The following is a 15,692-nucleotide window of genomic DNA, read 5'->3' as shown; positions in this document are numbered from 1 at the left end:
TACAGTTTATGAAAAAATAATAAGAGCTTGATTCCCAATGATTGGAACCAAGCTCTTATGCGTATGAAGTAATGCTAATGACACCTATGCCTTAGAAATACTTTATTTCCTTGCCTAAAATTTCGCTCAAGAGGAGGTTGGTAAGGCGTGATGTACCGAGTCGCAACCACTGATTGGTCAGCCATTTTTCGCCTAAGACTTCCTTTACGATGGTGTAGTAAACTACTGCATCGTGGACGGTATTAATGCCACCTGCGGGCTTGAAACCTATCTGAATGCCAGTCTTTTCGTAGTATGCTTTGATGGCCTGACACATTACGTAAGCAGCCTCAGGAGTGGCAGAAATCTTTTCCTTACCTGTAGAGGTCTTGATGTAGTCGGAGCCAGAGTACATGGCTAAGATAGAGGCTTTCATGATGTTGCTGCAGTTCTTCAGGCAACCTGTCTCAAGGATACATTTCATCTTGTGCTCTCCACAGGTTTCCTTCAGTTCCTGGATGTCGTCGCAAAGACCCTCGTAATCCTCGCTGAAGAACTTGCCTACAGGCATCACGATATCCACCTCTGTAGCGCCGTCTTTGATGGCCATGGCGGTCTCGGCTATCTTTACCTCTATAAATGTCTGTGAAGAAGGGAAATTGCCGCTTACGACGGCGATTTCCACGCCATCAACCTCCAAGCTCTGGCTGATCAGTCCAGCAAAGTTAGGGTAGGTGCATACGGTAGCTACATGAGGAAGCTGTGGATAATCCTTGGCAAACTGATTTACCTTTTCGATCATTTTCAGGATGCTTTCCTCTGTATCTTCGGTATGAAGAGAGGTCAACTCGATGCTTCCAAAGAGGAATTTCTTTACCTCCATGGTCTCGTTCTCAGCCACTTTCTCGTCGAGTATCTTCTTGACTTCTGCTGCTACTTCCTCGTCGTTGAGGTCGCAGTTATACTGTTTCAAAACTGACAAATACTTGTCGTCCATCTCGCTGTACTGCCCTTTTTTCTGGGCAATAACTTGTTCCTTGATACTGCTCATACTTAATGTTTTTTATTGTTGTTATTTATTGTTTGTCTTTTCCTTGTTCTGTGCTTAATTTAGGGTTGTTTTTATGTCTTTCCGCATCTCTTTGGGTCTTCTTGTTGAAGCTCTTTTGGAGCTCTTCTGTAAGGTCTACACCCGTTTGATTTGCCAGACAGATAAGTACCCAAAGCACGTCGGCCATCTCTTCTCCAAGGTTGGGCTTTTCTCCCTTTTTGAAGCTCTGGTCGCCATAGGTTCGGGCGATGACACGAGCCAGTTCACCCACCTCTTCAGTCAGGCAAGCCATATTGGTTAGTTCGCTGAAATAGCGTACTCCATATTGCTTAATCCACTTGTCTACAGCCTCTTGTGCTTCTTTTATAGTCATAATAGATGATCTTTAATAATCAAATAGGTCGAACTTATCCATAATCCAGTGAAAAATAACACGGCAATGGTATTGTAGATACCGATCTTTCCATCCTCTCTTTTGTCATATAAGAAATCCAGGTTCAGACCCATGATGATGAGTGTTTGACCTGCGTATACAGCCCATTCGTTGTCCAATAGCCTCTGTGAAAAGGCGATCCACAGAATCAATCCTATGGTCGTTAGCCAATCTTTATACTTTACTATTCTTTTCATTTTTTTTTGTTCTGTGGAATAGTCTGTGTCTATTCCTTGTTATGGGTGTCCATCATGATGGTAACTGGACCATCATTCAGCAGATCTACCTTCATGTATGCTCCAAATTCTCCTGTTCCTACAGGCTTTCCGAGTGCCTCAGACAGCTTCTTGCAGAACTCTTCATAGAGCGGAACGCTTATCTCGTGTTTGGCAGCTCTTAGCCAGCTGGGGCGATTTCCTTTCTTGTAGCTGGCGAATAGGGTAAACTGGCTGATGACCAATATCTCGCCGTTTATATCCATAATGGAGCGGTTCATCACATGGTTCTCGTCGTCGAAAACACGGAGTCCAATTACTTTTCTTACTAACCAGTCAATGTCTTCAGAAGTGTCGCTTTCCTCTATGCCGAGAAGGATGAGATAGCCCTGCTGGATAGCAGATTTTACTTCTCCCTCGATGGCGACAGATGCGTGTGCGACGCGTTGTATTACAATTCTCATATTTCTTAATTATATCTTCTGCAAATATACATTATTTTTGCCGAATTGCCATCATTTAGGCTGATTATTTTCAAAATAATCCCTTAATATGCTTGCCTTATGCTGGCCCACAATCTCTGTTAGGGCTTCCAGGCTTGCTTCTTTTATCTTTTTGACGCTTTTAAAATGGCTCAGAAGTGCCTCTTTTGCCTTAGGGCCGATGCCTTTAATATCGTCGAGTTCGGAGTGTAAAGCATGCTTGGACCGCTTGTCTCGGTGGAATGTGATGGCGTATCGGTGTACTTCGTCCTGAATCTGTGTGAGGACTTTGAACAGCTCACTTTCAGTCGGTATGGCAACCGTTTGAGGAGGAAAGCCGAAGAGTAGCTCGTTGGTGCGGTGTCGGTCGTCTTTTGCGAGTCCAGCTATGCTTATATGAAGCCTGAGCTCGTCTTCTATTACGGCTCTTACAACCTCCATCTGGCCTTTACCACCATCGGTAATAATAAGGTCGGGTAGCGGTGTGCCTTCTTCTATCATACGGCTGTATCTGCGCCTTACCACCTCCTGCATCGATGCATAATCGTCGGGACCTACAACGGTTTTTATGTTGTATTTTCTATAGTCTTTACGGCTTGGCTTCATACCTTTATATACGATACAGCCTGCCACGGCATCTGTGCCGGAGATGTTGGAGTTGTCGAAGCATTCTATCTGATAAGGCAGTTTTGGCAACTTTAATTTGGACTGCAATTCCTTCATCAGTCGAGTTTGTTTTTGTTCTGGATTGAGTTTTTCTGCCTGCTTAAGACGGTCGAATTTGTACTGTTTGCAGTTCATTTCCGACAATTCCAAAAGATGTTTCTTGTCGCCTCTTTGTGGTACGAAGAAAGTGGCGTCTTTTAATTTCCATTCCATCTCGAAAGGCACAATAATCTCTTTGGAAGCAGAGTGGAAACGTTCTCTGATCTCAGGTATGGCTGTTATCAAAAGCTCTTCGTTGCTTTCCTCCAACTTGCGTTTATATTCGTAGGTAAAGCTCTGGTTGATGGTGCCATTTTTGACGTGGATATAGTTGATAAATGCGTTCTTGTTGCTGTCGTCGTTCACGATAGTAAATACTTCTACATCGGTAATGGTGTGGCTTACAACCTCGCTTTTTGCCTCAAATTCGTCGAGCAAAATATACTTTCTCTTGTATTCTTCGGCCACCTCGAACTTAAGAATCTCGGCATTTTTCATCATCATATCGTAGAGATATTTGCTTACTTCCCGTGTGTTTCCCTTCAGAATCTCACGAGCCTGGCGCATGTTTTCCTGATATTCTTCGTAGCTTTGCTTGTTGATGCAAGGCGCTCCGCAGTTGTGTATGTGATAGTCGAGACAAGGCTTGTATTTTCCGTCTCTGATACCTTCTCTTGTCAAAGGAAAGCGACAAGTGCGGGGTTTGTAGAGCTTTTTGATGATTTCAAGTACTGCATACATGCTTCCTATGTGAGGATAAGGTCCGTAGAATGTTCCTACGCGCTTGTTGATGTTTCTTGTTTTGAAAATTCTCGGGAAAGGCTCGTTGGTTACGCAAATAGAAGGGTAAGTCTTGCCGTCTTTCAGCAAAACGTTGTATTTGGGGTTGTATTTCTTGATCAGGCTGTTTTCCAGCAGTAGTGCGTCTTCTTCTGTATTGACCACTGTGTAGGAAATGTCGTGAATTTTGGAAACAAGCACTTTGGTTTTGTATCTGTCTACTTCCTTATGGAAATAGGAAGATACTCTTCGCTTCAGATTTTTAGCTTTTCCTACATATATAATTGTATGGTTCTCGTCGTAGTATTGGTAACTTCCTGGCTTTTCAGGCATACTTAATACTATATTTTTGAGCTTGGCTAATCTTTGTTCGTTGTCTTGTTTTGACATTTCCTTTATATTTAAGGGTAAAAAACCGCTATGGTTTCACGTGAAACAATAGCGGCTTATGTTTTATAATTGTAAGAGGGTAGATACTTCTACGTCGTTATCGAAGACCTTTCTACCTATGAAATTCTCGTTTACCAATTCGATGATGAAGTTGGCATAAACCTTCTTGGGATGGAATTTCTTGACCAGGTCGCAGGCAGCTTTCATGGTTCCGCCAGTTGCGAGCAAGTCGTCGTGGAGCAGAACAACGTCGTTTTCATTGATGGCGTCTTTGTGGATTTCGATAGTGTCGATTCCATATTCTTTAGCATAACTCTCCTGTACGGTTTCGCAGGGGAGCTTTCCGGGTTTTCTGCAAAGTACGACTCCAGCTCCCAGTCGTATGGCTAAGGCAGAAGACATGACAAAACCGCGAGATTCGATGCCTACGATCTTTGTGATGCCTTTGTCTTTGTAGAGTTCATACATTTCGTCGTTGATCTCTTTGAGGGCTTCCGGACTCTTGAAAAGAGTGGTGACATCGCGGAAGTTTACTCCCTTGATTGGCCAATCGGGAATGCTTCTCAGATTGTCTAATAATAACTTGTTGTTCATTTCTTTTATATGTTTAATTTGTTACTTCTTTCTTGTTGTTTTTGCTCTTTGTTTCTATCCCTGTACAGCATGTACTTTAGCTAATGCTTAAAGTGACGCTTTAACTCTATTTTTCTTGATGTAACCGGTGTTAAATGTATTATTATCAATATTTTAGCTTTATAGTGGTTTCACGTGAAACATTTACTTGTTTCATAGTTTCGCAAGGGTAGGAACTGGGTGTGGTTCCTATCTGCCGAGCAGTACAAGCATGACGTTGATGTCGCTTGGAGAAACGCCTGGGATTCGGCTTGCTTGTGCCAGAGTTTCAGGGTTTATCTTCGAGAGCTTCTGGCGTCCTTCGGTAGATATCTCGCGAAGTTCTTCGTAGTTGAATCTTCCCTTAATTTTGATATTCTCGAGTCTGTGCATCTTGTCGGCGATGATTCTTTCCCGGTCGATGTATCCTTTGTACTTCATTCTGATTTCTGCAGCCTCTGTGATTTCTTCTTTGCGATTGGCGGGAGCATTTATCACTTCCTTCAAATCAGGGATAATTTCCGCTAAGTTTTGCAAATTCAGATGAGGCCGTGCCACCAGGTCTATCAGTTTGCAGCCAGCTCTGAGTGGAGTAGTGCCTAAAGCTTCCAGTTTGGAATTGACCAATTCTTTCTTGATCGGGTAGTTGGCGCAGAATTCGATGATTCTATCGATTTGCTCTTTCTTTTGCATCCACCATTCAAATCTGTCTCTTTTGGCAATTCCCAAGTCGTATGCTTTTTCTGTGAGTCGGGCATCAGCATCGTCCTGTCTGAGAAGAATGCGATATTCGGCACGAGAGGTAAACATACGGTAAGGTTCGTCCACTCCCTTTGTTGTCAAGTCGTCGATGAGCACACCGATGTAAGATTCGTCTCTTTGCATTTCGAAAGTCTTGTTGCCAGTGCAATAAAGTGCGGCGTTGATTCCTGCAACGGTTCCTTGTCCGCCAGCTTCTTCGTATCCTGTTGTTCCGTTCACCTGTCCGGCGAAGAACAAGCCCTTGATGATTTTAGACTCCAATGAGTGTTTTAGTTGAGTGGGGTCGAAGTAGTCGTACTCTATGGCGTAACCGGGGCGATAGATTTTCGCATCCTTCAGCGCAGGTATCTCGTGAAGAGCTTTGAGCTGTATGTCCATAGGCATACTGGAAGAAAATCCGTTCAGGTACATCTCGTTGGTGTCTTCTCCTTCTGGTTCCAGGAAGAGCGGATGCTGATCTTTGTCGGGGAACGTGACGAGTTTGGTTTCTATACTTGGACAATAGCGAGGACCTGTGCTTTGAATCTGTCCGTTGTAAAGAGGAGAGTCGGCAAGTCCGCTTTTTAGTGTCTCGTGTACTTTATTATTAGTATAGCAAGTCCAGCAAGGCAACTGTTTCAGCACTCTGTGTTCGCCCATATACGAGAATTGATGAAAGTCGCTGTCGCCAGGCTGAATTTCCATATCTTCGAAATGCACGCTTCGCTTGTCGATGCGAACAGGAGTTCCAGTTTTCATTCTTGCGGTTGTGATTCCCCATCGTGTGATGCTTTCTGTGAAGTGATGTACTGCAGGTTCGGCGCATCTGCCGCCTTCTACCATTTTTCTTCCTACATGCATCAGTCCGTTGAGGAAAGTTCCTGCAGTAATGATAATGCTTTTAGCGAAGAACTCAGCGCCCCAAATGGTGCGTACTCCAACAGCTTCTCCGTTTTCCACTAACAGTTCTTCAGCCTGATCTTGCCAGATGTCCAGATTGTCGGTATGGTCGAGAATGGTTCTCCATTCCCATATGAACTTTCCTCTGTCGCATTGAGCTCGAGGGCTCCATACGGCAGGTCCTTTACCTATATTTAACATACGGAACTGGATGGCGGTCTTGTCGGTGACTATACCCATCTGTCCGCCTAATGCATCAATCTCTCTTACAATTTGTCCTTTGGCGATTCCGCCCACGGCAGGGTTGCAGCTCATCTGTCCAATCTTGTTCATGTCCATTGTGATGAGGCATGTCTTGGCTCCCATGTTCGCAGCAGCTGCAGCGGCTTCACTTCCGGCATGGCCTCCGCCTATAACGAGGACGTCGTACTTGAAATTCATAATCTATACTATTTCTAATTTTCGGCAAAAGTAAGAATTTTAATTGAATTTTTAGCAAAAACACTTTGATAAATCATGAATTTATAGTAATTTTGCAGCAAACTTGCGGCCATGTACCTAAAAATAGGTATTTTGGGCGGTGCAAGCAAACATCTTGTACGGTGATATTTAAAGAAGAATATAAATTAGTTTCAAACAGTTAAATATTTAAAAATCAATCATTTATGTGGTTAATCAATTCATCTATTGGTAGAAAGGTAGTGATGTCAGTAACTGGTATTGCACTTATTCTATTCTTGACATTCCATGGTTGCATGAATGTGGTTGCGCTTTTCTCAGGAAAGGCTTATGACATGATTTGTGGAGCTTTGGGTGCAAATTGGTACGCCGTAGTTGCAACCTTAGGTTTGGCAGCTTTGGCAGTTTGTCACATCGTTTACGCTTTCATCCTGACAGCACAGAACCGTCGTGCTCGTGGTAACCAGCGTTACGAGGTAACAGCAAAGCCAGAGAAGGTAGAGTGGGCAAGTCAGAACATGTTGGTACTCGGTATCATCATCGTTCTCGGTCTTTTGCTTCACCTTTTCAACTTCTGGTACAACATGATGTTTGCAGAACTCTTGGGTACAAGCTTTGGTGGTCACGAACCAGCAGATGGTTTCGCTTTCATTCAGGACACCTTCGCTAATCCAGTATTCGTAGTTCTCTACATCATCTGGTTGGTAGCTTTGTGGTTCCACCTCACTCATGGTTTCTGGAGTGCCATTCAGACACTCGGTTGGAGCGGTAAGACATGGTTCTGCCGTTGGAAGATGATCGGTATGATTTACTCTACCATCTTGCTTCTCCTCTTCATCGTAGTTGTATTGGCATTCGCTTTCGGTTGCGCTCCATCTTTGTGCTGTGCAGCTTAATTCATGTAATCATTTAAGTATATAAAAAGATTATGGCTAAGACATTAAATTCAAGAATACCAGAAGGACCAGTAGCTGAGAAATGGACCAACTATAAGGCTCATCAGCGTTTGGTTAACCCAAAGAATAAGTTAAAGCTCGACATCATCGTTGTAGGTACAGGTTTGGCAGGTGCTTCTGCTGCTGCTTCTCTCGGCGAGATGGGCTTCAATATCCTTAACTTCTGCATCCAGGACTCTCCTCGTCGTGCTCACTCTATTGCGGCACAGGGTGGTATCAATGCAGCTAAGAATTATCAGAATGACGGCGACTCTGTTTACCGTTTGTTCTACGATACAGTAAAGGGTGGTGACTACCGTGCCCGTGAGGCTAACGTTTACCGTTTGGCTGAGGTGAGCAACGACATCATCGACCAGTGTGTAGCTCAGGGCGTTCCTTTCGCTCGTGAGTACGGTGGTATGTTGGCTAACCGTTCTTTCGGTGGTGCTCAGGTATCTCGTACATTCTATGCTAAGGGTCAGACAGGTCAGCAGCTCCTCCTCGGTGCTTACTCTTCTTTGAGCCGCATGGTTGAGGCAGGTAAGGTTAAGCTCTTCACCCGTTACGAGATGGAGGATGTTGTGATCGTTGACGGTCACGCACGTGGTATCATCGCCAAGAATTTGATTACAGGTGAGTTGGAGCGTTTCTCTGCCAATGCTGTAGTTATCGCTACCGGTGGTTATGGCAACGCTTACTTCCTCTCTACCAACGCTATGGGTTGTAACTGTACAGCAGCTATCCAGTGCTACCGCAAGGGTGCTGACTTCGCTAACCCATCTTACGTTCAGATTCACCCAACATGTATCCCTGTTCATGGTACAAACCAGAGTAAGTTGACTTTGATGTCAGAGTCACTCCGTAACGATGGTCGTATCTGGGTTCCTAAGAAGCTTGAGGATGCCAAGGCATTGCAGGCTGGTACAAAGAAGGGTTCTGATATTCCTGAGGAAGACCGCGACTACTACTTGGAGCGCCGTTACCCAGCATTCGGTAACTTGGTTCCTCGTGACGTGGCTTCTCGTGCTGCGAAGGAGCGTTGCGACAAGGGCTTCGGTGTCAACAACACAGGTCTTGCCGTATTCCTCGACTTCTCTGAGTCTATCAACCGTCTCGGTATCGACGTTATCCTGCAGCGTTATGGCAACCTCTTCGATATGTATGAGGAGATTACCGACGTTAACCCAGGTGAGTTGGCTAACGAGATCAACGGCGTGAAGTACTACAACCCAATGATGATCTTCCCTGCTATCCACTATACAATGGGTGGTATCTGGGTTGACTACGAGTTGATGACCACTATCCCAGGTCTCTTCGCTATTGGTGAGTGTAACTTCTCTGACCACGGTGCTAACCGTCTTGGTGCATCTGCTTTGATGCAGGGTTTGGCTGACGGTTACTTCGTATTGCCATATACTATCCAGAACTACTTGGCCGACCAGGCTTTGTGGCCTAAGCTCTCTACCGATCTTCCAGAGTTCGCAGAGGCAGAGGCAGGTGTTCGGAAGGAAATCGACCGCCTGATGGGTATCCATGGCAAGCGCTCTGTAGATTCTATCCACAAGGAGTTGGGTCACATCCTTTGGGAGCACGTAGGTATGGGTCGTACCAAGGAAGGTCTTGAGGAAGGCTTGAAGAAGATGAAGGCTCTGCGCGAGGAATTCAACAAGAACCTCTTCATCCCTGGCAAGAAGGAAGGCTTGAACGTAGAGTTGGATAAGGCTATCCACTTGCGTGACTTCATCTTGATGGGCGAGTTGATCGCTTACGATGCATTGCACCGCAACGAGAGCTGTGGTGGTCACTTCCGTGAGGAGTACCAGACAGAGGAAGGCGAGGCTAAGCGTGATGACGAGAACTTCTTCTACGTAGGTTGCTGGGAGTATCAGGGCAACGATGCAACTGCTCCAGTACTCAACAAGGAACCTCTCGAGTATGAGGCAATTAAGGTACAGACAAGAAATTACAAGAACTAAAAAGCGAACAAGACAATGGCAAGAAATATAAGTTTCACAGTTAAGTATTGGAAGCAGGACGGTCCTACAGCACAGGGTCACTTCGATACACACGAGATGAAGAACATCCCAGATGATACTTCATTCCTCGAGATGCTCGACATCTTGAACGAGGAGCTCATCGAGTCAGGTCAGGAGCCTTTCGTCTTCGACCACGACTGCCGCGAGGGTATCTGCGGTATGTGCTCTCTCTATATTAATGGTACACCTCATGGTAAGACAGAGCGTGGTGCTACAACCTGTCAGCTCTACATGCGTCGTTTCAACGATGGCGACGTGATCACCGTTGAGCCTTGGCGTTCTGCAGGTTTCCCTATCATCAAGGACTGTATGGTAGACCGTTCAGCATTCGACAAGATTATCCAGGCAGGTGGTTACACCAGCATCCGTACAGGACAGGCTCAGGATGCCAATGCTATCCTGATTCCTAAGGAGAATGCAGACGAGGCAATGGATTGCGCTACATGTATCGGTTGCGGTGCTTGTGTTGCTGCTTGTAAGAATGGTTCTGCCATGCTCTTCGTCAGCTCAAAGGTTAGCCAGTTGGCACTTCTCCCACAGGGTCGTGTAGAGGCTGCTGCCCGTGCTAAGAAGATGATTGCACGCATGGATGAGCTCGGCTTCGGTAACTGTACAAACACTCGTGCTTGCGAGGCTGTTTGTCCTAAGAACGAGTCTATCGCTAACATCGCCCGCTTGAACCGTGAGTTCCTGAAGGCTAAGTTGGCTGACTAATCTTCTCTTATCGAGATTCTTTTTCCTCTGACGGATGATTTCCATCAGAGGAAAATCAAATGAAATATTAGACCTCACACTATATGCTCTTTGCGTAAAGTGCTGAGGTCTAATTGTTTATGGAGTTCGATATAGGACTTGCCACCGCATGGGGACAGCACAAATATAGCACTCGTTGAGGAATCGCTATTTTGTGTCGATTTGTTAGTAGAACTAATCTAGTTAGACAGCCTACTTAAATAAGGCAATTATAAACCATGTTTGTTGGAAGAAAAGTTCCAATTCTTTCCAATTTTGCAAACATTGGAAAGAATTGGGCATTAAAGTGAAGAAATCATTTGGTCGAACAACTCTCCCTTTACATATCCTTTCTTTACTTTATTGAAAGAAATTTCAGTCAAGAATCCTTTGTTTACCAAGCCTTTGATGTCAGTCTTTGCAGTTGTGGGACTTATCAGAAATCTTGCTTGCATATCACTTACGGTAATTACGGTCGAAGGGTCATCTGCAAAGATTTTGATAATTTGGGCTTGTCGGGTATTGATGTCTCCTAACTTTAGGAAAGTATTGGCAGCTTTCTTCTCATTCTGCTTGCGCTTGATGTATTCCTGCAATTGTTTGAAGGATAATTCCAAAACTCTCATGTTGTAAGCTACGAAGTAACCAATGTCCATATTGTCAGCCTCTGCATATAAGTATGCTTTCTCATATGCTTTCTTGGATTTTGCAATGACTCTTGAGATGGATAGGTATTCAGTGAGCCAATACCCCTGTTTCAGCATGTACCAATAGAATAAAGCTCTAGCAGTGCGTCCATTCCCGTCTGAAAAGGGATGAACGTATGCAACCATAAAATGGATGATGATACCCCTAATAATAGGATGGATGAACTGGGGAGCATGTTCCTCATTGAAAAAATGGCACAAGTCGTTGACAAATGTGGGGATTTCCTCATAGCTTGGAGGAGTGTGTACGGTCTCATGTGTAATGCCATTTTCCACGACGACATCATTGCTTGTTCTAAATTGTCCAGCTTCTTTTGCATTGGGTAATGTGTTGTCTGTCATTAGCTGGTGTATCTGCAAAAGTAGCTCGGGTGACAAAGGAGTGTCCTTATGTTGCACGATAAATTGGATGGTCTGATAATTGTTCGAAATCATCTGCTGTGACTTATCCTTAGGTGTCATTTTCTTTTTAAGCATCTCCTTGGCTACCTTTCTTGTGGTTGCAGCTCCTTCCATTTGGCTGGAGTATATGGCTTCTTCCATGAGCGAGCCTACGAGATATTGTTCTTTGTTTTTTTCTTCGATGATAGAGCTAGCTCCCCATGTCCCGCCCCAATTCATGTCAAACTCATGGCACATACGCTGCATTGTGTTGGTTAAAGTTAAAGTGATGCCATATTTCTTCCAAACTTGTATCGTACTTTTTAGGCGAGTTGCTTTTACGTATGTCCAAAGTTGAAGTGCAGAACAGCCCTTAGGGCACTTCTTGTATTTAGTAGTGTCCCAATACTCGAAAGTTTCATCGATATGCTCAACCAGAGCTGCGATAGGTTCGTCTGGTGTAAGCATCATAGCTTTCATCAGTTCTTCTTGACTTATTTTAGGAGGTCTTTCTATTGCCATATAATTAGATATTTATGTCCGCAAATTTAATCAATTCTTTCCAATTTTGCAAACATTGGAAAGAATTGGAGGGTTTTATAGGATAAATTAACAGTCGTTTTTTTATACGTCATGAAAAAAATCCACGGAAAACATGTAAGTAATCATTATTTTCATTATCTTTGCAACCGAAGCCTCTTTTTTGAGGGAATAATTTTGTGGTAAAAGTATAGACATGCCTATAAACAAGAATGCTTTTGTAAGATATAAGGTGTTGGACAAATGTTTCAGTGATAAATACCATAAGTATTTCATTGAAAATCTTATGGAGAAAGTCAATGAGCAACTAACAGATGCAGGCAATAAGCCTGTGTCAAAGAAGCAGATATACGATGATATCAAATTCATGAAAAGTTCCGAAGGCTGGGAGGCACCGATAGAATCATATCAAGACGGTAAACGTAAGTATCTACGTTATAAATATGATTTTTCCATTACAGAAACTCCTATCACAGAAACCGAATTAGAGCAGCTTGAGACGCTTATCACTTCACTTTCACGTCTGCAAGGCTTGCCTATGTATGACTGGGTAGAAGGGTTGCTAACCAATCTTCGTTATCGCTTTGGATTGAGAGGTACAGAGGCAAACTTCATTGGCTTTGAACAGAATCGAGATATGGCAGGACTTCGACACCTTTCAAACCTAACGAATTGTATCATCAAACATCAGTCAGTCGTTATAGACTACCATCCTTTTGGTAAGGAAGTCATCCAATGGACAATCCATCCATATTACTTGAAACAATATAATAATCGGTGGTATCTTTTGGGGTATAATCCAGAATTTGATGATTTATCTATTATCCCATTAGACAGAATCGAGAATGTTACATATTCAGAGGTTACTTTCAAACGGAATTTAGACTTTAATTTTGATGCTTACTTCCGTGACATCCTCGGTATATCCATAGAGAAGGATAAGGAAGTAGAACATATACGATTGAAATTCTCTCCACAACGCTTGCCGTATGTGATTTCCAAACCAATTCACCACACTCAGAAAGTCGAGGACGCAGCAGAGGGAATTATCTCTCTAGACCTCATTCCCAATAAGGAGTTGGTTTCTGAGTTAATTTGGTTCCGTGACGATGTGGAAATACTCTCTCCAGAGTCACTTCGAGAAGAAATTAAGGAGATAATCGCAAAAATGTATCAAAAATATTTTGGTGTGAAGAAAGACTGCACAACATCCCTGTAATTTTGCAGTCGTAAAACAAAACGCAAAAGAATATGCAGACAGCAAACAACAACTTCACAGTAGAGGCACTTGTTGCCAAGTATCGTAACTTCGTAAAGGAGAATTGCCCAAAGGAGTTAGCATGGGATCCTGAAATAGGAGAATTTCCTGCTCCTATGGATCCAATAGATACTTATCCTGAAGCGCACTTGCTTGTTACTCTTTATAAAAGAGTCGCTGGCGAAAATGCAGACCAGAACATTTTGGAGGCATTATCTAAATATACGACCGCTTTTTATGCAAATGCGCTCAATGAGGAGGAATTGGATTATTTGGCTAATCACTTCTCCAAAGTTTCAACCTTTATCTTCGACAACTTTGCTGATGATTACACCACTTGTTGGATTGGTAGGCCTTCTCAAAAGGTTTATGAAATCATTGGAACACTTAAGAAAGTAGAAGCTGTAAAGACTATATTCATTGGCGGAGCAGGTTTATGTGATATCGCTATGCTATTTCCTGACTGCACAATTAAAGGATATAGTGGATACAGCTATGTAGAGGAACTTACTGGTGAAAAAGAGATGTGGGCATTAGGTCAAATCAGACTATTTGCCGCTGGCATCAAATCAGAAATACTCCCTTATTCTAAGGATACTGAAAATTCCCAATATATGTCTGATGTCGATATCGCAATCGTTGGAGCATCTGATATCATTTCCACGAATAGTTTTGGAGAAAAACAATTTCAATACATGCAATCATGCAGTGAATTGTTATTATTCATGGATAAAAAGAAAGCTGTTGGCGACTCTATTGATAGCTTAGAAAAAATACTTGTAGAGAAGAAATATATCAAGACTATTGTTTCTTTTGAAAAATCTAATATTATCCTTAATACTGGAACGACCCAAAAGCGTATTTGCATTCGTGCGAATAAAACCACTAAAGATGTTGTTTGCGTCAAGAATGATGTGACAGGAGAACAAATGCAATTGCCTGCTAATAGGCTTGATTCAACAATACTTTGGCCAAGCTATTATTTGACGGCAAAGCCAAAGGAAGGAATAGCTCTTACAGAAATAGTGTCATTCTTAGACTTATTAAACGATGAAAAAGATGGTACAGAATGGATTCTTTCTGATAAAGAAAGGAATATTTCTGTTGTTACAAACCTTTCAGCAGAGTACAAAAATGCAAACCTCTGTAAAGAACAACTAAAATTGGTAAGCGATTCTATATTTGAAGATCACTTAGGGTTGCTTAGCAAGATTACACAGTCTTGTGTTCTTTGCTATAGCAATAAAAATAAGTTAGGTGCAGGCTACATCAAAGAATTACCAGCTAATGGTATTGTTGCATACCGCGAACTGGTATGTCTTATTCCTAAGGAAGGCATTGACGTGCGATATATGGTAGCATTGTTGCTTACCCCAGAGGTTAGAAACCAAATCATGTCCATCTGCGAGGGAGAAGTTGACGCACAAGTCTTTCCGTTGATTATGGACAAGATTATTGTTCCAAATCATTCTGATTTGGAACGAGCTACATTCTTGTCGGAAGCCAACTACAATGCTTTTGAGTCATCACGTAAGGAGTTGGAGCAAGAGCATAAGAGCTACATCAAGGCTGTTCGTATGCGCAAACACGCTTTGACACAGTCTGCTTCGGCCATAGAAGCTACTTTCTACGCTTTGAATGCTTACAGAGAAAGACAAAATGGAACGATTTCAGACAATGAGCGTATTTCACGCATCAAACAAACAACCGTCAAGGATGCTTTTGAATATCTTTCTATGGCAACTAAGGATTTGTTGGTAAAGTTGGACCATATTGCAGATGTGGAATACACTTTTACCAAGCCTGAATGGATTAATCCTGAAGAGTTCGTCGAAAGCTATATCCAAAAGCATGAAAATGGTTGGGTAAACTTCAAGCCTGTTGTTTCGTGGACGAAAGGACATAACTTGGCAGATAAAGACATAAAGGACCTGTCTGGAGAAATCATATTGCATAAGGGAGAGCCTATCCATTTGATAATGTTCCCTAAAGATGCACTCAAACAGATTCTTGACAATATCGTTTCAAACGCCATATCTCATGGATTTATAGACGAATCCATAAATGACTACCAACTACGTTTCTCTTGGGAAACTGATGGATTTGATTTAAAAATATGCGTTGAGAACAATGGAGCTCCAATTCCTTCTGATCGTAGCACCTCATCGCTGTTGGAATATGGAGTTTCCACCTCTCTTGATACTAATGGGCATCATGGTATCGGGTGTAACGAAATTGATGGCATCATGCGTAAATATGATGGAAAGGTAGAAATAGTATCTTCTCCAGAAGACGAGTTTAAAGTAAAGTATATACTTACTTTTAATCGTACAAATACTCTTAAAACTCTTTAGAT

General features: G+C 42.8%; 13 protein-coding genes. 5 read left to right on the top strand and 8 right to left on the bottom strand.

Going from position 1 to position 15,692, the window contains the following annotated elements:
- Positions 1–91: 91 nt before the first annotated feature.
- From deoC to mnmG, 7 genes are all read right to left on the bottom strand, one after another.
- Positions 92–976 (bottom strand): deoxyribose-phosphate aldolase, encoded by an 885-nt coding sequence (deoC, locus tag F7D20_RS09570; RefSeq protein WP_158463906.1) that lies wholly within the window; start codon positions 974–976, stop codon positions 92–94.
- A 79-nt stretch (positions 977–1,055) separates the two neighbouring features.
- On the bottom strand, positions 1,056–1,403 hold the full coding sequence (locus F7D20_RS09565) for a nucleotide pyrophosphohydrolase (RefSeq protein WP_158463847.1): 348 nt from the start codon (positions 1,401–1,403) through the stop codon (positions 1,056–1,058).
- A complete protein-coding gene (locus F7D20_RS09560) occupies positions 1,400–1,660 on the bottom strand; it encodes a hypothetical protein (RefSeq protein ID WP_158463846.1) in 261 nt (86 codons plus the stop codon). Before F7D20_RS09560 ends, F7D20_RS09565 begins: the two co-directional genes overlap by 4 nt.
- A gap of 29 nt (positions 1,661–1,689) precedes the next feature.
- Positions 1,690–2,142 (bottom strand): D-aminoacyl-tRNA deacylase, encoded by a 453-nt coding sequence (gene dtd / locus F7D20_RS09555; RefSeq protein WP_158463845.1) that lies wholly within the window; start codon positions 2,140–2,142, stop codon positions 1,690–1,692.
- A 51-nt stretch (positions 2,143–2,193) separates the two neighbouring features.
- Positions 2,194–4,035 (bottom strand): excinuclease ABC subunit UvrC, encoded by a 1,842-nt coding sequence (gene uvrC, locus F7D20_RS09550; RefSeq protein ID WP_158463844.1) that lies wholly within the window; start codon positions 4,033–4,035, stop codon positions 2,194–2,196.
- A gap of 63 nt (positions 4,036–4,098) precedes the next feature.
- On the bottom strand, positions 4,099–4,629 hold the full coding sequence (locus tag F7D20_RS09545; protein WP_158463843.1) for an adenine phosphoribosyltransferase: 531 nt from the start codon (positions 4,627–4,629) through the stop codon (positions 4,099–4,101).
- Between the two features lie 228 nt (positions 4,630–4,857).
- Positions 4,858–6,729 carry a tRNA uridine-5-carboxymethylaminomethyl(34) synthesis enzyme MnmG gene (gene mnmG / locus F7D20_RS09540; RefSeq protein WP_158463842.1) on the bottom strand — a complete coding sequence of 624 codons (1,872 nt, stop codon included), beginning with the start codon at positions 6,727–6,729 and terminating at the stop codon, positions 4,858–4,860.
- Between the two features lie 224 nt (positions 6,730–6,953).
- Here mnmG and F7D20_RS09535 point away from each other — a divergent pair, with 224 nt between their 5' ends.
- From F7D20_RS09535 to F7D20_RS09525, 3 genes are read left to right on the top strand one after another with little or no spacing between them, the layout of a single operon-like run.
- A complete protein-coding gene (locus tag F7D20_RS09535) occupies positions 6,954–7,643 on the top strand; it encodes a fumarate reductase transmemBrane cytochrome b subunit (protein WP_022253262.1) in 690 nt (229 codons plus the stop codon).
- Between the two features lie 32 nt (positions 7,644–7,675).
- A complete protein-coding gene (locus tag F7D20_RS09530) occupies positions 7,676–9,658 on the top strand; it encodes a fumarate reductase/succinate dehydrogenase flavoprotein subunit (protein ID WP_158463841.1) in 1,983 nt (660 codons plus the stop codon).
- A gap of 15 nt (positions 9,659–9,673) precedes the next feature.
- Positions 9,674–10,432: a succinate dehydrogenase/fumarate reductase iron-sulfur subunit gene (locus tag F7D20_RS09525; protein WP_022120108.1), complete on the top strand. Its 759-nt coding sequence runs from the start codon at positions 9,674–9,676 to the stop codon at positions 10,430–10,432.
- 320 nt (positions 10,433–10,752) lie between these two features.
- Here F7D20_RS09525 and F7D20_RS09520 read toward each other — a convergent pair whose 3' ends face one another.
- A complete protein-coding gene (locus F7D20_RS09520) occupies positions 10,753–12,060 on the bottom strand; it encodes a Fic family protein (protein WP_158463840.1) in 1,308 nt (435 codons plus the stop codon).
- Between the two features lie 304 nt (positions 12,061–12,364).
- Here F7D20_RS09520 and F7D20_RS09515 point away from each other — a divergent pair, with 304 nt between their 5' ends.
- Together F7D20_RS09515 and F7D20_RS09510 are read left to right on the top strand one after the other, a co-directional pair.
- Positions 12,365–13,297, top strand: a complete 933-nt coding sequence (locus F7D20_RS09515) for a helix-turn-helix transcriptional regulator (RefSeq protein WP_194253541.1) — start codon at positions 12,365–12,367, stop codon at positions 13,295–13,297.
- A 32-nt stretch (positions 13,298–13,329) separates the two neighbouring features.
- Positions 13,330–15,690 carry an ATP-binding protein gene (locus tag F7D20_RS09510; protein ID WP_158463838.1) on the top strand — a complete coding sequence of 787 codons (2,361 nt, stop codon included), beginning with the start codon at positions 13,330–13,332 and terminating at the stop codon, positions 15,688–15,690.
- Positions 15,691–15,692: the final 2 nt, after the last annotated feature.

The sequence above is a fragment of the Segatella copri genome, assembly GCF_009495355.1.
In the GTDB taxonomy this organism is placed as follows: Bacteria; Bacteroidota; Bacteroidia; order Bacteroidales; family Bacteroidaceae; genus Prevotella.
The sequence above is the reverse complement of the archived record's forward strand: the minus strand, read 5'-3'. Positions and strand labels throughout refer to the sequence as shown.

Excerpts from the sequence above, each read along its gene's own strand:
- deoC (WP_158463906.1), bottom strand. The coding sequence starts at position 976 with ATGGACGACAAGTATTTGTCAGTTTTGAAACAGTATAACTGCGACCTC.
- F7D20_RS09565 (WP_158463847.1), bottom strand. The coding sequence starts at position 1,403 with ATGACTATAAAAGAAGCACAAGAGGCTGTAGACAAGTGGATTAAGCAA.
- F7D20_RS09560 (WP_158463846.1), bottom strand. The coding sequence starts at position 1,660 with ATGAAAAGAATAGTAAAGTATAAAGATTGGCTAACGACCATAGGATTG.
- dtd (WP_158463845.1), bottom strand. The coding sequence starts at position 2,142 with ATGAGAATTGTAATACAACGCGTCGCACACGCATCTGTCGCCATCGAG.
- uvrC (WP_158463844.1), bottom strand. The coding sequence starts at position 4,035 with ATGTCAAAACAAGACAACGAACAAAGATTAGCCAAGCTCAAAAATATA.
- F7D20_RS09545 (WP_158463843.1), bottom strand. The coding sequence starts at position 4,629 with ATGAACAACAAGTTATTATTAGACAATCTGAGAAGCATTCCCGATTGG.
- mnmG (WP_158463842.1), bottom strand. The coding sequence starts at position 6,729 with ATGAATTTCAAGTACGACGTCCTCGTTATAGGCGGAGGCCATGCCGGA.
- F7D20_RS09535 (WP_022253262.1), top strand. The coding sequence starts at position 6,954 with ATGTGGTTAATCAATTCATCTATTGGTAGAAAGGTAGTGATGTCAGTA.
- F7D20_RS09530 (WP_158463841.1), top strand. The coding sequence starts at position 7,676 with ATGGCTAAGACATTAAATTCAAGAATACCAGAAGGACCAGTAGCTGAG.
- F7D20_RS09525 (WP_022120108.1), top strand. The coding sequence starts at position 9,674 with ATGGCAAGAAATATAAGTTTCACAGTTAAGTATTGGAAGCAGGACGGT.
- F7D20_RS09520 (WP_158463840.1), bottom strand. The coding sequence starts at position 12,060 with ATGGCAATAGAAAGACCTCCTAAAATAAGTCAAGAAGAACTGATGAAA.
- F7D20_RS09515 (WP_194253541.1), top strand. The coding sequence starts at position 12,365 with ATGGAGAAAGTCAATGAGCAACTAACAGATGCAGGCAATAAGCCTGTG.
- F7D20_RS09510 (WP_158463838.1), top strand. The coding sequence starts at position 13,330 with ATGCAGACAGCAAACAACAACTTCACAGTAGAGGCACTTGTTGCCAAG.